Annotated in this window: 22 protein-coding genes; 6 read left to right on the forward strand and 16 right to left on the reverse strand. The window is 30.4% G+C overall.

Annotation, left to right across the window (positions count from 1 at the left end):
* Nucleotides 1-467: transposase (locus CUL_RS19150; protein ID WP_025641380.1), on the reverse strand; the 467-nt coding region annotated here is incomplete at its 3' end.
* Between the two features lie 219 nt (nt 468-686).
* Nucleotides 687-1037, reverse strand: a complete 351-nt coding sequence (locus tag CUL_RS0109615) for a BMC domain-containing protein (RefSeq protein WP_025641382.1) — start codon at nt 1035-1037, stop codon at nt 687-689.
* 494 nt (nt 1038-1531) lie between these two features.
* Between CUL_RS0109615 and CUL_RS0109620 the strand changes: the two genes are divergently transcribed.
* On the forward strand, nt 1532-2449 hold the full coding sequence (locus tag CUL_RS0109620; protein ID WP_025641384.1) for a tyrosine-type recombinase/integrase: 918 nt from the start codon (nt 1532-1534) through the stop codon (nt 2447-2449).
* A 337-nt stretch (nt 2450-2786) separates the two neighbouring features.
* Here CUL_RS0109620 and CUL_RS0109625 read toward each other — a convergent pair whose 3' ends face one another.
* The 11 genes from CUL_RS0109625 to CUL_RS0109675 form a co-directional block, all read right to left on the reverse strand.
* Complete coding sequence (locus CUL_RS0109625; RefSeq protein ID WP_025641386.1) at nt 2787-3293, reverse strand: hypothetical protein; 507 nt, start codon at nt 3291-3293, stop codon at nt 2787-2789.
* Between the two features lie 805 nt (nt 3294-4098).
* On the reverse strand, nt 4099-4371 hold the full coding sequence (locus CUL_RS0109630; RefSeq protein WP_025641388.1) for a hypothetical protein: 273 nt from the start codon (nt 4369-4371) through the stop codon (nt 4099-4101).
* 74 nt (nt 4372-4445) lie between these two features.
* The gene (locus CUL_RS0109635) at nt 4446-4745 is read right to left on the reverse strand and encodes a hypothetical protein (RefSeq protein WP_025641390.1); all 300 of its coding nucleotides are present in this window, start codon (nt 4743-4745) and stop codon (nt 4446-4448) included.
* Between the two features lies 1 nt (nt 4746).
* The gene (locus tag CUL_RS0109640; RefSeq protein ID WP_025641392.1) at nt 4747-5214 is read right to left on the reverse strand and encodes a hypothetical protein; all 468 of its coding nucleotides are present in this window, start codon (nt 5212-5214) and stop codon (nt 4747-4749) included.
* A 42-nt stretch (nt 5215-5256) separates the two neighbouring features.
* Nucleotides 5257-5871, reverse strand: coding sequence for a hypothetical protein (locus CUL_RS0109645; RefSeq protein WP_025641394.1), 615 nt, complete (start codon nt 5869-5871; stop codon nt 5257-5259).
* Nucleotides 5872-5978: 107 nt separating this feature from the next.
* Nucleotides 5979-6824, reverse strand: coding sequence for a hypothetical protein (locus tag CUL_RS0109650; RefSeq protein ID WP_025641395.1), 846 nt, complete (start codon nt 6822-6824; stop codon nt 5979-5981).
* 62 nt (nt 6825-6886) lie between these two features.
* Nucleotides 6887-7438 carry a DUF1643 domain-containing protein gene (locus tag CUL_RS0109655; RefSeq protein WP_025641397.1) on the reverse strand — a complete coding sequence of 184 codons (552 nt, stop codon included), beginning with the start codon at nt 7436-7438 and terminating at the stop codon, nt 6887-6889.
* Between the two features lie 60 nt (nt 7439-7498).
* Entirely contained in the window at nt 7499-8254 is a 756-nt protein-coding gene (locus CUL_RS0109660; RefSeq protein WP_025641399.1) for a hypothetical protein, read from the reverse strand.
* A gap of 139 nt (nt 8255-8393) precedes the next feature.
* On the reverse strand, nt 8394-11798 hold the full coding sequence (locus CUL_RS0109665; RefSeq protein WP_025641401.1) for a DEAD/DEAH box helicase: 3405 nt from the start codon (nt 11796-11798) through the stop codon (nt 8394-8396).
* A 1-nt stretch (nt 11799) separates the two neighbouring features.
* Nucleotides 11800-12633 carry a hypothetical protein gene (locus CUL_RS0109670; RefSeq protein WP_025641402.1) on the reverse strand — a complete coding sequence of 278 codons (834 nt, stop codon included), beginning with the start codon at nt 12631-12633 and terminating at the stop codon, nt 11800-11802.
* 130 nt (nt 12634-12763) lie between these two features.
* Nucleotides 12764-13282: a tyrosine-type recombinase/integrase gene (locus CUL_RS0109675; RefSeq protein ID WP_081722825.1), complete on the reverse strand. Its 519-nt coding sequence runs from the start codon at nt 13280-13282 to the stop codon at nt 12764-12766.
* A 215-nt stretch (nt 13283-13497) separates the two neighbouring features.
* Between CUL_RS0109675 and CUL_RS20185 the strand changes: the two genes are divergently transcribed.
* The gene (locus tag CUL_RS20185) at nt 13498-14067 is read left to right on the forward strand and encodes a DUF6431 domain-containing protein (RefSeq protein ID WP_025641405.1); all 570 of its coding nucleotides are present in this window, start codon (nt 13498-13500) and stop codon (nt 14065-14067) included.
* Between the two features lie 238 nt (nt 14068-14305).
* Nucleotides 14306-14665 carry a helix-turn-helix domain-containing protein gene (locus tag CUL_RS0109685; protein ID WP_025641406.1) on the forward strand — a complete coding sequence of 120 codons (360 nt, stop codon included), beginning with the start codon at nt 14306-14308 and terminating at the stop codon, nt 14663-14665.
* A 10-nt stretch (nt 14666-14675) separates the two neighbouring features.
* On the opposite strand, the gene istB is transcribed toward CUL_RS0109685, so the two are convergent.
* The 3 genes from istB to CUL_RS0109700 all read right to left on the reverse strand — a co-directional run bounded on the left by istB (nt 14676) and on the right by CUL_RS0109700 (nt 17684).
* Nucleotides 14676-15434: an IS21-like element helper ATPase IstB gene (istB, locus tag CUL_RS0109690; RefSeq protein WP_025641407.1), complete on the reverse strand. Its 759-nt coding sequence runs from the start codon at nt 15432-15434 to the stop codon at nt 14676-14678.
* Entirely contained in the window at nt 15431-16678 is a 1248-nt protein-coding gene (gene istA, locus CUL_RS0109695) for an IS21 family transposase (RefSeq protein WP_051403534.1), read from the reverse strand. Before istA ends, istB begins: the two co-directional genes overlap by 4 nt.
* Before the next feature lie 520 nt (nt 16679-17198).
* On the reverse strand, nt 17199-17684 hold the full coding sequence (locus CUL_RS0109700; protein ID WP_025641409.1) for an IS256 family transposase: 486 nt from the start codon (nt 17682-17684) through the stop codon (nt 17199-17201).
* A gap of 233 nt (nt 17685-17917) precedes the next feature.
* Between CUL_RS0109700 and CUL_RS17135 the strand changes: the two genes are divergently transcribed.
* From CUL_RS17135 to CUL_RS0109715, 3 genes are all read left to right on the forward strand, one after another.
* Nucleotides 17918-18511, forward strand: coding sequence for a hypothetical protein (locus CUL_RS17135; protein WP_025641410.1), 594 nt, complete (start codon nt 17918-17920; stop codon nt 18509-18511).
* Between the two features lie 131 nt (nt 18512-18642).
* The gene (locus CUL_RS0109710) at nt 18643-20001 is read left to right on the forward strand and encodes a DDE-type integrase/transposase/recombinase (RefSeq protein ID WP_025641412.1); all 1359 of its coding nucleotides are present in this window, start codon (nt 18643-18645) and stop codon (nt 19999-20001) included.
* A complete protein-coding gene (locus CUL_RS0109715) occupies nt 19994-20794 on the forward strand; it encodes an ExeA family protein (protein WP_025641414.1) in 801 nt (266 codons plus the stop codon). The genes CUL_RS0109710 and CUL_RS0109715 overlap by 8 nt, the downstream gene beginning before the upstream one ends.
* Nucleotides 20795-21111 lie beyond the last annotated feature (317 nt).

The following is a 21111-nucleotide window of genomic DNA, read 5'->3' on the forward strand; positions in this document are numbered from 1 at the left end:
GTAACCCCATACTTATCAGCCGCATCTTTGTAACTCATATTGTTTTCAATAACCCATTTAACTATTTCTAGTCTTTCTTCAAATGTAGTTTTTCTTGATTTCATGGTATAGACATCTCCTTTAGGGTCATAAGCCTTTATTTCTATACCATTATACCATTTATTAATCCAATTATTAATTACTCCTGTGGAAATATTATATTTAGCTGCTAAATCAGGCATTGAATATTTACCTAAATTATATTTTTCTATTATTGATAACTTAAATTCTTTACTATATGAAGAATTTTTGTTTGATGTTTCAAATACACTTGGTCCATGTTCTTTATATCTTAAATACCATCGACGCACAACTTCCTTTGTTGTTCCAATTTCATCAGCAATTCCTTGAAAACTAATATGACCTTTTTCATAATCTTTGCAAGCCTTAATTTTTACTTCTTTACTGTACTTTGGTTTTCTTCCCATAAAAAAATACCTCCAAGTAGATAATCTAATTTTTAATTAATTAGACTGTCTACTTTGGAAGTATCATATCAATATGGGCTCTTTTTCTTTTGCTTTTACCTCAATAATATCCCTTATTATCATATTTATTCCTATGGTTTTATTCTTTTGTTTCATAAGGGTATATTTTACCTCTAATACCAGTCCTCCAACCCTAAGGTCCCTTACCTCCCGATCACCCTATGATCTAGTAATAAAGGTGGGAGTAAATAATAGAATATCCGTCAATACCCTTAAGACTTCCTTCAATGCAGACTCTACACTAGAAATATCCCTGGTAATAACTAAGGAACCACTGAATCTGTCTAAAAATCCTATTTCAACCTCCGCAGCCTTTGTTGCCACATCTGATGCAATAATCGCTGCTTCACTGGGTGTAATAGTAAGTATGCCTATAGCATCATTATATTCTTCAATCAAACCTAATTTATTAAATATGCTCCCAGCAGGATTAGCAATTAAATGGGCGAGAGTCACCTGTTTTCCTGGAACATATTCCTGTATAACTCTTTGTTTTTCAATGGCTTCCATAGTATCCTTCCTTTTAAATAATTAGTCAAAAAAAGCCTACATAAATCTTTGGTAAAGATTATGCAGGCTCCATTGCCTCAAAAAGCACCCCTTTGTGCAAAATATTAAGTTAAAATTAATCAATCTTATTTAAAGCATGGACTTTAGTATAATACTATTACCCATAAATAATTAATCTATTCTTACTTTTTATAAATTGGTGAAAAAACTTTATCTATACCTTTGCTTTTCTAATAGTTTAAAAACTGTCCTTCTGTTAAAAATAAAATGTAGTAAAAAAATAAAACACCAGTCCTAAAACCGATGTTGTAAAAGCTATGATGAGTAAATCTATAAGCCGTGTTCTAACTTCACCTTTAGTGAAAGGTTTATTTGCTATGGAAATGTTGAAATTTCAATGCCTCCATAGTTTTTGTTTTATCTCATTTCCAAAATAATGTATAGTATCACAGTTATGTGCGACCTAAAGAAGTACAGAAGTAAGGAGTGATAAAATGAAAAACCTTGATGTTTTATATGGTGAATTTTTAGATTATATGTTATCTGAAAAGAATGCCTCTTCTCTTACAATTGATAGTTATAGAAGAGATTATAATGTACTCACTGAATATTTAGTATCAAAGAGGATGCCTAAATCTTTGGATATGCTTACTACTCAAAATCTAAGGAATTATGTAAATTACATGAAGAAAATTAAAGACTATAGTTCTACCACTATTAATAGGAAGATAAATAGTCTTAGAAGTTTTGCCAAGTTCCTTGTAATAAACGAGTATATGGATGTAAATTTCATGGACCGAATAACTGCTCCTAAGAAGGAGAAGAAACTTCCAAAAGTAATGAAAGAAGAAGAGTTGGAGAAATTCTTATCAGTTATTATGGATTATAGTGATGGAAATGGCTTAAGAGATAGGGCTATCTTTAATTTATATGCTTCGACTGGCATTAGGAGACAGGAACTTATAAATCTTAATATAGAAGATGTTGATCTTGGAAACAATACTCTAAAAATCTTAAATGGTAAAGGTGGTAGAGATAGGGTAGTTCCTCTATTCGAACCTACCAGCGGTTATCTTTGGGAGTATCTAATGACCCGATTACCTGTTAAAGATAATAAAGAACCTCTTTTTAAAAGTGGATATGGTAATCGTATTAGTGTTACTGCCATACAACAACTTTTCAGGAGATATATGAAGATTGCTGGTCTTGATGATAAGGGATATACAATACACACTCTAAGACATACCTATGCTACCTTGATATTAAAAAATGGTGGAAATCTAATGGAGATTAAAGATCTACTTGGACATGCTGATTTAAATTCAACCTCTATATACCTTCATACAACTGTTGAACAATTGAGGAAAACTTCTAAGTTGCATCCTTTGGCTAAGCGTGAAAATGAGGAGTAAATTAAGTCATCTATATTTTTCATTTTCCCATTTGAATCTTCTTTAAAAGAAATATTATATCTCTTCAATTCCAAGGAATTTCAAGTATATTCATTTATATTCCTTGACTTTAATAGATTATTTGAATAGCATATAGATAATAAGGTATATATAATACAAAAACACCTTGGATGATATATCTATGGGATTATTATCATTAAAAGTAGGGAACCTTGGATAGGTTCCCTTTTAATATTTTTTTACAACCTTTGAAGTGTAATTATTCATCAAAATCTTCAAACTTTATATCAAAGGTTATTTACAACATTTCAAATATCGTACTTTTCCATACCTACTCTTATACCAAATTAGCAAAAGGTAATCTTCCATTGTAATGGTTTTTAAACTTATTGATTAACTCTTGCTCTTCAATTACTGGGTTTTCATCTTCAAGAATCTTATAAGCAATCATTAAATCTCCACTTCCTTTGATTTGCCAGATATACCTTCCACCCCAATGTCCAATGTTTTTTCCTCTCCCAAACTTTATGTATTGCATTATTCTTGTTTTTAATGTTGACCTATAAACTCGACCATTTTTAGCAATTCCGCCTGCTCTACCAATATACAATACATTTGCATCCTCTACCCATTTTCTAATTAACTCATCTATCGTAACATTAGGATCTTTTCCTTTAAAAAATCCTCCTGTACCCGGGTTACAGAAACTTACATCTTGTTCCTCATCAGTATATATAATATATAGACCTTTAAAATCTGGGAAAATACCAAAATCATTTCCTATATCTTTCAATCTCGTAAATCCCACAAACCCCATATCTAATAAGTCATCTTTTGAAAACAATGTCTCACCCCTTTTAATGACAAAATGTTTTTTATAATAACTAAGATTAGTCTACCATTAGTTATTTTAGAAAAGAGCCATTTCAATATCGCAAGCACGGAATTTTGATAAAAATTTATTTCCTTGATCATCAATATCTTGAAATTTAATACCTAACTCATTAAGGTGTGCTGCCTGACTTCTAAGAAATATTGCATATTCCGTTTCATACTTCTTTATATTCTGCTTAGTATAATTTATATATCCATCTTTTCTTATGCTTTATATAACCTATAAGTTATATTTGCAACTTATTTTTATAATTTATATATCTTAAGGAAATTTTACCACAAATTGCCTAACAATTAAAGTAATATACTTTTGAAGTTAAATCTAGTATAATCTTTTACAAAAAATTTAACTACTTATAGTTATATAATACAATTAATATATTGATTTTACTGCTCTGCAGGGGATTATACTATCTTAATTTGGGGGTTCTTTGAGGCGGGTGGATCTTCTTTTGCACAAATAAAATGCGCCAGGCTGCTTTCCCAGTCTGACGCTCTGTATCTTTCGTGGACAAACTTTGTAATTTTGAACCGACTTTTTTGTAAGTCGACAATGAACAATAAATCTATTGTAAATATAATATTAGATTTTACTTTTAATTAAAAATTTCCTACATTATATATACCTTAATATCCGATATTATAATTATAGTTTGCCACATTTATCTTTCCATATTAAAGACCCTAATCATTATGTTCATCAACAAAATAACTCTTTTCTCCTAAATTCTGTACTTCTATTTATCTTTGTGCTTTTAAAGGTTGTTAATTACATAATCTGAAAAACGTCTCAAAGCATTAATTACTGCATTGTGTGATTTTTTGCCCAAATCCTCTTTTATTCCTCCAATATCATATTGAGGTAAAATTATATGTATATTATCAGCCAGTTGCTCCCAAGAAATATTCTCCCATTCACAAATCTTATCAATCCTTTTGATATAATCATAAACTGTACTAGGATTACCACTTGGAGTTCTTTGCTTATATCCACAATCTATTAAATATCCTTCAAATTGCTTCTTCATAATTATGTTTTCCTCCTTCTAATATAGTTGATACATTTTGAGTAAACATATTGATTATTTATATACAGCATTTTTTATACTCTTTTAATAACTTTAGATGCAACTTTAATAATTTTGCCTTTATTCTTCCAAGCCAAGACGCCTATACCACCAAAAAAAGCAATTGGTCCTACTCTGCCAACTTTAATCCCATTATTAATACAGTCATCACAATATCCTGAAGGATTTTTAATATTTATCATATTTAAACAATTATGCTTTTTGTTTTTACACTTTTTTAATTCAACCCCACAAGAATCGCATTTATATGTGTTGTTTTTTATATGGGTAAAATAAGATTTCTTCTTACAATTCGAACAGAATCCTTCAAGCATTTTAATCCTCCTTATCTAGATCTTGTATATCTTGTAATTCCAATATAATTGAACCTGTTCCTAGAGCATCAAGTTTGCTAATATCATCATTACCTTTAACTACATTTTCCTTTAACTTAATCATATTCACTTTTATCCTTGAATGTTTTGGACTTTTACTTATGTAATCAATAACTTGATTAATGTCTTGACTTTCAGATACAGATAATCCTGTCTCCTTAACCAAATATGTAACTTTTTCACCCATTCGTGAAAGATATTCATTGTATACTTGTTTACATTCATAAAGTTCTCTCTGACCCTCTTCAATCCCCTCGATGACTTCATAGCATTTTGCTAATGCCAATTTAGAGTAAACATACCCTTGAATATAATAGTTACTATTATCCAACCATTTCTTCATAGAATCATAGAATTTTATATCTTGTCTATTTGAAGGTTTAAAACTGTCAATAATGGACTCTAGCATACTCCTTTTTATTTCTTTATTTAAGTCCTTATCAATTTTTATTTAAAAATAATCTACTAACTCCTGCAATCTATCAATGCATCTGTCGATTCTAGCAAATTTAAAGGAACAACTATTGTCATCAATCATTAATGCTTTCTGCAAAGTCTTTAAAGTGCCAGTTAGTCTTGCGTTTGTTTTATCTCTTTCATTTTCTATTAATAAATCTATCTTCTCTGATATCTGTTCTAACCTTTGCGTAATTTCAACTAATTGCATTTGTCCTGCAACACTGCATATGGCTTTGGTTGCATTACTTATTGCACTTTTATTGGGAACCACTTGCTCTAATTCGTGTTTTGATAGTTCAATATTTCCTGCTATTTCCCCATTCTTCTTGTTTCGAATCTGAGCACTAACACCATTCCATTCTAAATTTCCTGAATCTATTCCTTCCTGAAGATGTGGTTTTATAACCACTTCATACAGATCTTTTACATTTTTAGGGGCTTCCTTAATTGAAGAAAAATTATCTTTAGACTTTACTAAATTTATTAACCCACCAATTAATTGAGAATCTATTTCAGTTTCTTTCCGACTAATAACATCGTTTCCATCTAGTGTATTTATTACTTCTAACTCAATCTTAACAGATTGTACTGAATTCCCTTCAACCATAGTTCTTCCACTCCCATAAATAATCTATATTTATACCGGTTTTATTCGTGAACATATTTTGTAATTCTGAATCGAATTTCTTATAAGTCGACAACGAACAAATAAACCTACCTCTCGACACTATATGTAGGTAATACATCAATTAGTTTATGAGCCAATTTTATAAAGTGCTGATAATTGCCGAAAAACATTTTTAAATCTCCTTCAGAAACCTCTAGTCCTGTAGGATGTCCAGATTGGTTCCTTACTTTTCGTATAATATCTAAAAAGTTAAAATTCAATTTCGGATTTTCAAACCCTACTTCTTGAAATATACTTATATTTGATTCTATCCTTTTTTCAAATTCATCGAGTCTATCATAAGCAGATTTTGCATTAACAACTTTGCGTTTGAAATTTTCAATTTCATTAGAGGTTCCATTGTTCTCTAAATACTGGTAGTATGCGTTGCTTAGATTTATTAATAAGTATTCAGCAGCACATCCTAGCATTGTACTCGCTGCTAATCTATTATTTCTTATAGCACATTCACAAGCCTCATATAAATATTTCCTTTCAATCTGATCAATATCCATACTTGAAATTTCCAATATAAAGTTCTGATAAATTGAATCCTCCACAATTTCATTTTCAATTTCATCAATTTCTACACTTGTAATGTTATATGCTAATGTACTTATATAAACACCTACCGCAGCATATTCATCATCATCTTCATATATCTCGAAACAAATTTTCTCTAACTTCTTTAGATTATCTTCTAAAATCTTTTTAAATTCAATAGGTGTTTTTATATTAATGAACATCTTTCTTTGATTTGATACAATACCTGAATAATCCCAACGTCTATCATATACTATTTTTGAGTGTTTGATAAAGTTACTTAGTTCAGTTTCACCTTCTATATCTAAGTATTTAATCATTGTATAATGTAGACTTTTCTCTGGCGTCATTTACTCACTCCTCCTTTCGTATACTAAAGGTATTCCTTATCCTTCATTTAATTAATGAAAATTTATAATCCTTCTATATCAAAATTATAATCTACTAAGGTCCACTTATCATTAAATCCTCTGCTCGGATGCCTCATTATTTTCTCATTACCATCTTTAAAACATTTCAACTTATGTTCATATTTCTTTAATATACCTTTAATTTTTCTCTTCTCAGTTATCTTTTCACCTCTTGTCCAAGCAATGATTATTATTGATGCATCTTCAAATGCTTGCTCTATGTATTCAACATTAATTCTTTCATAATCTTGATTTCTATATTTTAAATTGTTAGGATTAGTAGACATATATGAAAACAAATTAACTATGGACATACCGCTAAACCCATTATCCACAAGATAATTCGTAACATTCATAACCGTTAGATCCAATTTTAAAGAATCTGCCTTGCTAGGATTTAACATCATAATTGCAGCAGTTTTTTCACCTTCGCCCCATTGCTTTTTTAGCATATATCGATATGTATGTTCTCCATCTTTTAATAATTTTACTTCTGTATTTATTTGCTTCTGGTCCGTTTCAATCATATTCCTGACTTCAATTTTATTTTTCATTGTTTCACACCCTTTTTCACCTATATCCAGCCTTTAACTTTATCTAATGAAAATTATTGTTTAGAATAAACTCATTTCGATATCGGAAGAACGAAATGTTGTTAAAAATATTTTCCCCTGTTCATTAACATCTCGAAATTTTATACCTAACTTATTAAGGGATGCTGCCTGTCCCCTTAGAAATATTATATATTCCGTTTCATACTTTATTATATTTTGCTTAGTATCATTTATATAACCATCATTTCTTAGGCTAAGAGTAGTTATGCCATTAGGCTGTGTATAATTGCCTACTACGCGGGAATCCATTATCCCAAAATCATCTGGAAATAAAAATCTCATAAATGCTGTTGCAGTAGGTATTCTAACTCCTCCAATTCGAAATAATGACATATCCTTTTTCTCATAAGCATTCATTAACCGCTTTACTGTATCATCACTCCATTTAGCCAGAAGATTCTCCACCTTTAATTTAGCACGTCCACCTTGACTAGTCATTTTCCAATAAACTATGGCTGAAGATATTTGCTTTAGATTAATTATATGAAGATCAGGTAGATTATTGGAGATAAATGCATCATAACAATCCTTGAATACTTCTTGTATAATACTTTCAAACCTTCTAAGATTTATACCATGAGGCTTTCCGTTTGGTACTTCTCTTGCAAATACTCCTATAAATTTACCTACATTATATAAATTACCAGTTTGCATAATCTCAAATTTACAGTCTTGTGAATTGTAGTCGTACTTCTCCCTTAACATTACATATTTATCAGACGGCATCAATAAAGATTTATTACTTATTTGAAACATAGTATCCACTCCTAAGTTGGTCTTTTTATGAAATAAGAATCTATAGTTTTCTATATATATCGTAAATACACCAGTGGTTATGATAATAACATATTCCCCCATGCATAATTAACCGGCATATTATAATACATCTGTAAATTTATTTTATGACATATAGGTAACATACAAGTTCCCCTTTATCAAATTTATCGAATACCATCCATGCTATATCATTTATTATTAAGCCTACAACTTTTTCTGTGAATTCCTTAGGTATATAACCTAACTTTTTGTTATCTATAGACATTATTTTAATTGCATTAGGATCATATTGATTCTCAGGTTCATGTCTTACTATTAATGGTTCTCCCTTTATCATAAACTTCTTTTCATACATACCGTATCCCTTTATTGAAACAGGTATTATATCAATTTCATTTTCAGCCTTGTCTTCTATCAATTTACTATACTTACCCCATATTTGCTTCTCATAGTTACTTATCTTAATATTTTTATCTTCAACATCTACAAGAGTTACAGTAGGTGCCCATAAATAGAATAATTGACAATCCAATAATACGTTTTGAATATGTAATTCAAATAGAGTATATGCTTTTATTAACAATTCTCTTTCATACAGGCCACTTTCCAGTATTTCTATCATATTTCTATTATATACACCGAATTTACAATATGCTGGTAAAAAACTAAAGTCTAACAATAGTTTAATAATATCAATATTGTAAGGATCCTTCTCAAATTGTTCCATTAATAATCTCTCAAAAATTTGATAAACTATGCTAAATAGCCACGCGGCTTTGTACACAATATTTTCACTAATAAAATTTATACAACTATCATAGTTTCCTCCGAAAAATTGCTCACAAATATCTTTATAGGAAGAAAAAAATATCCACGAATTAATACAATTATATATAAATTCTCCATTCATGTCCATGTAGAACTCAGGAATATTCTTTACATCATTGATTAGACTAATAAAATTCTTATTTAATTCATTATCTTCAAAAATTGATGCCATACTATTTTTATTAAATTCAACAACTGCTTCATAAATAGCAACTGAACTATCTATGCTTAATCCAGATTGTTTAAGTATCTTTCTCATAAAAGGATCTTCAATAGTAGAAATCTTACTTTTTATAGCAGCAACCATTTCTTTTGTATATGCTTTTAAATTATTTTTTTCTTCATCCGTTGCTTCCACACTAAAAAATAGTGAATTGATTATACCGTCATATGATTCACTGTCTTCAAGTGATCCATTCTGCTCTAGGTCAAATATGATAGAATTATACGTCCTAATCAGTTCCTTTTCATTTCTATCAAGATCAGATTCTTGCTTATCTAGTGCCTCAATCAAGCCTTGAATACTGCTTTTAACTATAATGTCATCAGAATCAATAGATAAATATTGATTTTTTATCTTAGATATATATCTTTCAGTGCTCGACTGTGGATAATCTGGGTTCACTGACAATGCTAACACAACATATCCTTCAGTCTCTCTCATTGCCCTTCCTGCTCTTCCTACTAGATTTTGGAATTCAGCGGGTGATAAGGAAGTACCTCCTGCAGTTAAAGAGCCAATAATAATGGTTGAAATAGGGAAGTTGAGCCCTTGTGCTAATGTGCTGGTTGATGCTAGTACTTTTATTGTTCCTCTTTTAAAATATATTTCAATAATCCTTTTCACATTATCTGGTAACTTTTTATGGTGATATGCTATACCCTTCCTAATAGATTTTACGAGATAATGATCATTATTCATAGTTAGTGCGACATATTCTGCTATGTTCTCTAAAGTAGCAATTTCATGGGGTAATAAATTTAATTTTTTTTCGCACATAACATCGCAGAATAATTTAAACCAACTTGTATTTGGTAAATATACTAATACATTTCCTATGTTAGCAAATCTCTCTGCTAAATCTGCACAGAAATTTTGCATTCTATAATATTTTGCCTTATTAGTCAATGATCTTTCAAATGTTGGAAAGTCGATACTACCTACGCCATTGTTTTCATAAAATATTCTTAAGTTACTATCTATAGTCTCATTATATTTAGTTGTTTTACCTTCCGAAAGTATACTCTTAAAATATCCAATAGATTTAACTTGTCTAGTTGGCCTACAATCTATGTTTGAATATTCATTAGTTATATCTTCACCTATCCATCTCTTAAATGAAAGTGTATTAGGTAAAATAGCAGAAAGAAATAGTAGTTTAGGTTGATTCCCAATATTAAAATGCTTTATTTTTGAAACAACTAATTCTAATAATAGACCCCTAGATCCTTGCGAAATGTTTTGGAATTCATCAAAAATAAACAATTTACATTTATTAATGAAATCATCTTCTCTTCTTATTAAACTATCTAACTTCTCTTGAGTTACAATAATTACTCTTGAGGTATTAAGTTGATCTTCTTCGATATCTGAGTTGATGACATCATATCCAGATACTATAGTTCCAACATTTAGATTCATTTTACTTAATATACTGTTTAAATCATTCCTCACTTGGTTTAGTAAAGCATTTGTAGGTACTACATATATACATGTAGTATCTTCATCGTCTTCTAATACTTTTAAAATAGTTAATTGTGCTATCAGGCTTTTTCCAGCACTCGTAGGAATATGAATTATATTATGTTCATTTGTAAAAAGTGAACATTTTACAATTTCCCTCTGGTGTTCCCATAATTCATAGAGAGGATTTTCCTGATCTTCTACAAACATTTTTATAGTATTCGGACCTAAAAACGGACTCAGCACTTTCCAGAGGGAATTTTCTACAGAAACCTTAATATGTTTAATTAAAACTTTTATTATCCAAATCTCTCTGTAATAGTTATTAACTAAGCAATATCGCCTTATCTCTTCTAATCTATTTAATACATGAACAATTAATTTCTCGTTTCCAGTTTTAAAATAGTTAATCATTTCTAAAGTTTGTAAAAATATTTGGACCAATATTTTATTAAGATTGTCTAAAATATTACCATTTTTAATTCGAACTAAAATATCAGTCTTATTTCTATCTACAAACTGATAATCTTTTGCTATATATCCATTAAGTAAAAGTAATATTTTTTCTTCTAAATCGCTAATAGTAAGAAATCCCTTAACATATTTGCTAAAAATCACAAATGATTTTGCGGGATTCTTACCTATAGATGTGCATGCTATCGCCATAAAAGTTAATTCAAAGTATTCGTCCTTGTATTTATCATAATCCTTCTGGTAAACTTTACATAACTGCTCAAATATATTTTGACACAAAGTAAATATTGTCTTTCTTGATTCTGGCTCAATATCATCTTTAAACAAGTCATCTATCACTATATCAAAAAGATATAGGCCTATTTCTTTCAGTCTTTTTAAATCTATGTATGTAACGTTATCAATGTCATTATCAATACTTAAAAAATATTTTGTAATTAAAAAATGAATTTTATTTATTTTGAGGTTAATTTCTATGTTATTTTGATAACCATTCAGTCCCTCGCATAAAGATTCAATGGTTAGTAAATCAGACACATTATTCACCCCCTAATTGATTTCTTAATTTATAATCAAAAGATGAAACATAATCTTTCAAATCTCCAATTGGTACTATACGCACTATCTTTTCTGCATAATCTGCAAAAGGTTGAGTAAATATATTTAATCTTCTTCCCGAAGTTTCTCCATACATTTCTTCATATAAATTCCAATCTATTGTCATTACTACTCCAAAAGATAAGAGCGAATCTTGTCTTAAGGCTGATAATCGTATTTTCTTTATATCCTCTAATGTCAATGAGGCACCGCTACCATATTGTATTAAGTCAGTTACTTGATCTAATATGCCCATTACTTCTACAGACGAAAAATCATTCTTCCTTATCTCCGCTGCTCGCTTTGATGGCATATTTTCCGTACATTTAGCACTCCATATTCTTAGTATAATTTTGTTTTCATTATTATATCTTAATTCCCATCTATCAGTACCTTGTTCAGAAGCATTTCCTCTCTTAACAGGTAAAAATAAAACAGGCTCAGAATCAAAGGTTTCACATACCCAAGTACATATACTTTCTCCGATTAAACCCTTTATATTATTCTCTTTATCTTTTCTTTCAAAAATATTAGATAAAATTATTGCTGTTAAATCTCTATATTCTGGTACAATGTTATTTATACAAATGTTTTCATCGCTATTAATTAGAAAATCTTTAGAAATATGTTTACCTAAGAAATATACTAAAAAGGCATTCTTAAATTCTTCCATCATTGATTGGTTTTCTTCTTTTTTTCCATCAATGATATAATCAAACCTCATATAGTACTCTATATACTCATCCCTTTTTATCTCTTTTAGCCATCTTCTCATAGTTATCCCCCTAATATCTAATAAAAGACTTATAGTTCTACATAATTTAATTATACAACAAATGGAAATATTTTGTCATTTTTCCAAGAAAAAAGACTATGGTTCGTTTCCATAGCCTTAATTTGGAATCTTATAATTGATTAATTTTACTTCTCATTGACTCTCTACTTGGATTCAAATAGAGAAGTGTAGTTTGGACATTACTATGTCCTGCTAAATAAGCAACCTCATGAACAGAAAAACCTCCCTCTAATGCAGTGGTACAAAAATAATGCCTAAGTGTATGAGGTGTAATTTTATCACTATACTTATTGAAGATCTTATTAATTGTTGATCTATGAATTACTCCATTATTTTTATTTGCAAATAGATAGGAACTGTCAACTACTCTCACTCTTAAGAATTCTCTTATGCTATTAATAATTTTGTCATTCAAATAAACAACCCTATCTTTATCGCCCTTTCCTCTGACTTTCAACTCTCCTACTGTTAGATTGAAGTCCGTTAACTGAATATTAAGTGCTTCACTAATCCTTAAACCTGCATATGCCAACAATGTCGCCAAGCAATAAATATCTTGGTGTCCATCCTGTAATAGTTGTTGTCTAAAAGCATCTACTTCTTGTTTAGTTGTTATAAAGCAAACTATCCTATTCTAAATTCTTCCCTAAAAATCAAATTATTTCATCTTCTAAAGTGTGGTCAAATTAATTAATCCGACCTATTTTTAATCAGATTAATTAATCTGATGTATTAAGATATGGATTATATGGCAATAATCTTAGTAAAAAAGAAATAGGAAAAAGGCCCTCCCCATTGAAGACCCCTCTCCTAAATCCAAATTCTTTTTTATTCAGTTATACTATGATTATTAACAGTTTTCTTAAAAATATAACTAAATATTTAGATTTAGGAAAAGAAATTTATTTATCACCTATATATGGTTGTAAATTTTGTGGTTATGAAGGAATGCTCCATCGTCACGGATATTATTCCCGTAATGTTATCACTAAATATTCTATTCATAGAATTAGTATCCTTCGTGTTAAATGCCCTTCCTGTGGCAAAACCCATGCCGTTTTACCTAGTTTTCTTATCCCATATTATCAGTATTCCCTTGAATTTATTTTTGAATGTCTATATTTATCTTTTGTTATGAAGGATTCATATTCAAAGATAGTTAATCTTTTTAATAGTTTAAATCCTGATTTATCTTTTAAGGCCTCGAATATATCTTCTTTTAAGAAAAGAATGAATGAGAATAACTCTATTGTTAATTCTTTCTTTGCGGGTTTTGATTCCCTTTATTATGATATGGATTATCCTAAGGTATCATCTATTATTGAAAAGATTAAGGTCTTTCCAAAGGATATCTTTGATTTTAACTCCACCTTCTTTAAAATGATGCCTAAGTATTTCTTCTCTAAGGTTTAATTCTATTACTCTAAGGAATAGCTGTGCCCATTTCTATGATTTACTTAATCTTTTATGTCCTTACTATCTTTTTTATCATTTTTTATATGACTTTTTACCTTTAAAGCAATTTATTTGGTCCTTTTATTCTAAGTATTTATCCTAATCCTATCTGTTTTTTCATCCCACATAACCTTTAAGGGGTAGGGTGCTTTGTTTTGCTTAAAATATTGATACATAAATACCTGGAGGTTATGTTATGGATGAAAACTTACGACAAAGTACTGCTCTTTTTAGGTATTCTTTAATTGCTCCATTACTTACTGAAACCTTTACCCAGGCTACGGCTAAGGAATATTTAGAAGAAGTATCTGCTAAGGAATATTCTACTCCTTTAGGAAACAAGGAATATGCTCCTGCTACTATTAAGGAATGGCTCCGTCTTTACAGGCGTTATGGTATTGATGGACTTTACCCTAAGGTACGATCTGATAAGGGTAAATCAAGAAATTTACCTGATAATGCCAAGGAGTTTATATTATCTAGTAAATTAAATTCTCCTAAATGTATTTGTCAATTGAAATTTAGGCCATATTATAATCGAAAACCAGGCCACTAATTATAAAAAATTAATTAGTTTCTTCTAACCATTCTTTAGTTTCTTTTATTCTGTAAGAGTCTCCATTCATGTTTATTACATAAGATTTATGAGTTAATCTGTCTATTAATGCAGCTGTTAAAACTTCATCATTAAATACCTCGTTCCATCTATCAAATGATAAATTTGTAGTGATTATTGTCGATTTCCTCTCTGCCCGAAGGGAGAGAAATGTAAATAGTAGTTCACTCCCTTCTTTATCAAAAGAAATATATCCTAGTTCATCTGCTATGATTAAGTCATATTTCTCAAACCTTTTTTCAAATGTATATAATTTCTTCTCGCTCCTAGATTCTTTTAATTCATTTATTAAGGATGGTACTGTTGCAAAGTATACTTTATATCCTTTATTACAAGCTTCTATTCCAAGTCCTATTGATAGATGGGTCTTACCTGTTCCAGGATTACCTGCTAGTATTATATTTCTACCTTCATCAATAAAACTAAGGGTTTTAAGCTCTTTAAACCTTCTTTTACAATCTTGTGGAAGGTAATCCACTCTTAGTTCATCTATATACTTTTTATATGGGAACTTAGCATTTCTAATCCTATTTTTCCTACCATTTTCTTTCCTAACATCATAAGCTTCTATTAAAATATCTCTTAAGAATTCTTCATATGGTTTATCAAATTTGTATGCTTCTTCAATATGCATTTTCAAACCTTGACTTATACCTGGTATCTTTAACTCTGATACATATTTTTTTATTTCTGATATTATTTCACTCAATTTTTATACCTCCCCGCTGGATTTAAATTAAACATCTCATTTAATATTGCAATCTGCTTTATAGATGCCTTTTGTATTGATAAATCTTTAGTTTTTGAAGTTGTGTTATCCATTGGGAGTTTGAAAATTATATTTTTAATATTATCTGTTGTAACCAATTCTTTCTTAATTTTTTTCAATTCAGCTATAGCTTCTACCACGCTTTTTAAATTCTTTTCTTTAATTAGTTCTAAAAGCTCTATAAAATCTCGTGGATTATTGATATAATATTCTTGATATATTTCTTGAAGCTTTGGGCTAAGCTGGTGTCTGCCGACACTAGAATGTAATGCTCCAGGCTTCTTTTTTAATGTATGAATAAAATGATTTATATCAACAGTCCAGTAATGCGATTGATACGACCTTTTATGTTCGGCTACTTTATTATCCTTGTAATATATTTCTATTGTGTCTGGATATACTTTAACGTTTACAAATTTGCCTACTAGATAATCTGGTACTGAATATTTATTTTGATCAATATTTACTACACTATATTTATTTACTCTTGCTTCAACTCTCCTTGAGGCATCATAGGATGGTTTTAAAGGTATGAGATAGGGCATTTCCTGCTTCAGTATATCAATGGGGCTTTGATTTTGGAGCCAATTTCTTTTCTTTGAATTAAGCTCTAACAATTTTTCCTTTAGATAAGCATTTGCTTCTTTAACTGTGTCAAAGTCAGTTCTACTAGAAAATGCCTTCCTTCTAACAAATTCAATACCTTTTTCTACATGTCCTTTCTCATTTCCTCTAGCTAAATTACAAAACCTATATTTAAACCCATAGTAGAGCGATATTTTTATTAAGTCTTCTGTTGCTTCCTTTTCATTTCTTCCAACAAATTTTCTTACAGCTTGCTTCAGATTATCATAAACTAGTTCTCTGTGAACTCCACCTATGTTATTAAAAGCCCTTACATGAACATCTAAAAAGTTTTCCATTTTTTGATTCTGATAAAGTCTTGCATAATGATATGAGCTTTTAGCTGTAGTTAGTAAACCCATTTGCAATGTAGTAGGTTTTCCTGCTATTGTAAGTTTTACTTCACCCCAATCAAACTCTAATGTTTCTCCTAAATTATATTCCTGCCTGATGAAGGCCTCTTTCCTCTCATGATTTTCTCTGATGTAGTTACAAACTGTAGGATAACTAATATCAAATCCCATTTCGACTAGCTTTTCATGTATGTCAATCTTTTTCATTAACTGCTTGGTTCTACTGTTAATTATCAAATTTAAATCATAGATATGCTTATGTTTTTATCAAATTAAATAATGTGAGAAGAATCTTAATGCTATTGTAAAGTGAGAGAATTTATCAATTTACAGTAGTATTTTAATTTGGTAGAATTTTAATCAGGGGTGTATCTTGTGCAAATAATATTTGATACCAACTATTCCGCTATAGATTTTTCAAATATGAACAGTGAAATCTTTCCAAGTGCTCCTGATAGGTGTCCTTTCAAAGATTGCTCTATGCCTGTAAAATTAAGGAAACACGGATATTACAAACGGTTTTTCATTAGCAAGTCTTTTTCTGGAATATTGTATGTTCGTAGATACATCTGTCCCATTTGTGGAAGAACTGTTTCCATGTTACCAGTATTTTGCCTTCAGTATTTTCAATACTCGGCTCTTGATATTTTAAATATATTATGTGAATTGTATTTAAGTGGAATACCTCTTAATAGGCTGGTAAAGAAGATTAAACAGGATTTCCCATTCATTGAGCGTAGAACCATAAATTACTACAGNGTAATATCTTATTTGTTATCTTTGATACTGTTGACTCTGAAAGTCCAAATCCATAAATGTCTTGAATATGTGCAGATATATCTCTTGTAGTCATACCCCTTCCATACATTGAAATTATCTGTTTTTCAATGTTTGATATGTCTTTTTCATGCTTCTTAACTATTTGGGGTTCAAAACTTCCATCTCTATCCCTAGGTACTTTGATTTCCATCTCACCATTAGAGCCTTTTACCTTCTTACTACTATACCCGTTTCTTGTGTTAAGACTAAGTGGTTTTTTACCATATTCATAGTCTAAATGGTCATCTAACTCTGCCATTAACATTTCTTCTAGTAGATTTGCCATTAAATCCTTTAGTGCCTCCTGAATGTCTTGTGCTGTTTCTGGTTGGTAAGCTTCTAAAATTGATTCGATAAGCTTAGCATTTTTTCTTTCTGGTCTTTTTCTTCCCATAACAAAATCCTCCTAGTTAAGTTATTTTTATTTTACCTTAACCTGGAGGATTTTCATACACAATTTATTTCACAGTCTTATTTGTTAATTATCAAATTTAAATCATAGATATGCTTATGTTTTTATCAAATTAAATAATGTGAGAAGAATCTTAATGCTATTGTAAAGTGAGAGAATTTATCAATTTACAGTAGTATTTTAATTTGGTAGAATTTTAATCAGGGGTGTATCTTGTGCAAATAATATTTGATACCAACTATTCCGCTATAGATTTTTCAAATATGAACAGTGAAATCTTTCCAAGTGCTCCTGATAGGTGTCCTTTCAAAGATTGCTCTATGCCTGTAAAATTAAGGAAACACGGATATTACAAACGGTTTTTCATTAGCAAGTCTTTTTCTGGAATATTGTATGTTCGTAGATACATCTGTCCCATTTGTGGAAGAACTGTTTCCATGTTACCAGTATTTTGCCTTCAGTATTTTCAATACTCGGCTCTTGATATTTTAAATATATTATGTGAATTGTATTTAAGTGGAATACCTCTTAATAGGCTGGTAAAGAAGATTAAACAGGATTTCCCATTCATTGAGCGTAGAACCATAAATTACTACAGAAAGAGAATAATTTTGAATAGAAAGTTAATACAATATGGGTTAAACCTAATATCTCCGGAATTCATCTTTGTAGGAGCAATTCCGGAGAATCAGGACTGGGTCAAGACTTTCCTTGGAATAGTCCTTAGGCTACATCCCCATGTATTCCTCTGTGACTTTTCAAATATAACTGGAAAATCTTTTTTGACCTCTGAATTTATGATAGCATAAAATATTATCCATTTAAAGTCCTTAAATGTTTTTTATCTAACAACACTACCTTCCCAATTGGAGCAGAAATCTTTTAAATATAGAATGATTTTAAGGTGAAATTTGTAATAAAACATAAGGAGGATAAATAAATGGATGATAAGACTAGAAAAGCCATAGCATTAAAGAAGTTTTCAATCATAGGACCTGTACTAAATGGACAGGTTTCTAATAATACGGAGTATTTTAGACAAGTGGCAAGCTCCCCTATCGATATGCCCCATTATGGCCCTAGAAGTTATTCATACAAGACATTAGAATCTTGGCTATGTAATTACAATAAGCACGGTATTGAAGGTCTTGTGAGGGGATATAGAAGTGATAAGGGGAAATCAAGAAAAATTTCTCCAGAGCTTGGAGAAGAAATAGTTAATAGGAGAAAAGAAAATCCAAGAATTCCAATTACACTTCTTTACGAGCAGCTGGTGTCTGAAGGTAAAATTGAACCTAAAAATGTATCAAGACCTACTGTATACAGGTACATTGAAGACTTATCACTGCTTGGTGAATTTAAGACAGATGATGAAAAATCAGAATCTCTAAGATTCTCCCATGAACATGTAGGAGATTTATGGCAAGGTGATGTGATGTATGGGCCATATATTACGATTGGCAAAAAGAAAATACAGACCTATCTTCATATGTTTATCGATGATGCCTCTCGTTATCCAGTATATTCCCAGTTCTATCTATCGCAAAACTTTGAAACCCTAAGACACTCATTTAAAGAAGCAGTTTTAAGACGAGGAATACCAAAGCTCGTGTATACTGATAATGGCAAGATATATCGCTCACAGCAGTTTGAATATATATGTGCATCCTTAGGGTGTACACTACTTCACTCTCAGCCTTTTGTCCCCCAGGGACGTGGCAAAGTTGAGAGAATGTTTCATACAGTTAGAATGAGATTTTTAAGTACTTTAGACCCAAGTACAATAATAGATTTAGATGATCTTAATCAAAGATATTTCAAATGGCTTGAAGATGATTACAAAAGAAAATCTCACAAGGGATTAAATGGATTATCTCCCCATGATGTATTAATGTCACAGATATCTAAACTAAATCTTGTAACAGATATTAATAGAATTAATGAGCATTTTCTTCTTAGAATAACAAGAAAAATTCAGCCAGATGCTACAACTCAGATTCAAAATATACTCTATGAAACTGATTCAAGATTTAGTGGTAAAAGAGTTGAAATACGGTATGAGCCAGAATGGCTAAATGATATAACCAAAGAGCTGCCAATATATGAAGATGGTAAAAGAGTAGGTGAAGCTAAGGTAGTTCGTTTCCACGATAATGCTCATGCAATGAGAAAATTTAAAGGGAACAGAAGGAAAAGTCCTCAAGTTGATGCCACGGATGATTCGGCTATCTCAACAAGTCTAGAGATTAAAAACTCCATATCCTACAGTGAAATGATGGAAGGTGAAGACAATGTTTAGACAACATTTCGAATTAAAATATAATCCATTTGACAAAGAGATACCTACGGATAAACTATTCTCAAGCAGAGATACAAGAGAGCTAGATTCAAGATTAAAATATATGCTGGATAATAGAGGTATCTGCTTAATAGTTGGAGAACCTGGATCTGGTAAATCTACAGGTTTAAGAAAACTTACAGATAACCTTAATAGGTCACTGTATAAACCATGTTATCTGCCTCTAACAACCCTAACGGTAAAGGATTTCTATCAGGCTATGGCCTTGCTTCTAGGTGAAACGCCAGCTTTTAGGAAGATTTTATTGTTTAGGCAAATACAGGATTCTATACAGAATCTATATTATGAACAGCGAATAACACCAGTTATAATAATTGATGAAATTCATATGGCTCCTATGCAGATATTAGATGATCTTAGACTACTCTTTAACTTCAAAATGGACTCGGCAAACCCATTTGTATTAATACTCGCAGGACAACCACAAATTAGAAATAAGTTAGCACTTAATACCTGCTATCCTCTAAGGCAAAGGATATCTATGAGATATTCTATGCAAGGGTTAACTCTAGAAGAAACAGCAGATTATTGTACCAGTAGATTGAAAATAGCAGGCTGTATGAATGAAGTATTTACTCCATCAGCCTTAACTGCTATTCATACCATAACAGGTGGAATCCTAAGATCAATAAATAACATAGCCATAGCTAGCCTAATGTATTCAACCGTTAGAAAGATGCAAGTAGTAAATGAAGAAACAGTATATCAGGCTAATATTGAAACGGGAATTTAAATATTGGTTTCTTGCCTATCTGGAGGATAGGGCTCTGCAGGGATGCAACCTGAGCGCCAAATAGGATTCTATAAAAACATAAAGAATCATAAAAGGGGTATCTATCCTAGATACTTCTTTTATGTTTTTAAAGAACAAATGCGAAAAATCCCGGGGTTTGGGGCAGAGCCCCAAGGTTCTATGTAATACTAGGACAATTTGAAAATCTACTAAATATTTTCTGAATTAATTTGATAATTTAATGCTTTTGAAGTCTTTTATAGATATTATAAAGCAAGAAATTTTACTTGTTTAATTTGAGAATCGACAATATGCCC

The organism is [Clostridium] ultunense DSM 10521, assembly GCF_000511955.1.
GTDB classification, from domain to species: Bacteria; Bacillota; Clostridia; order Tissierellales; family Tepidimicrobiaceae; genus Schnuerera; species Schnuerera ultunensis.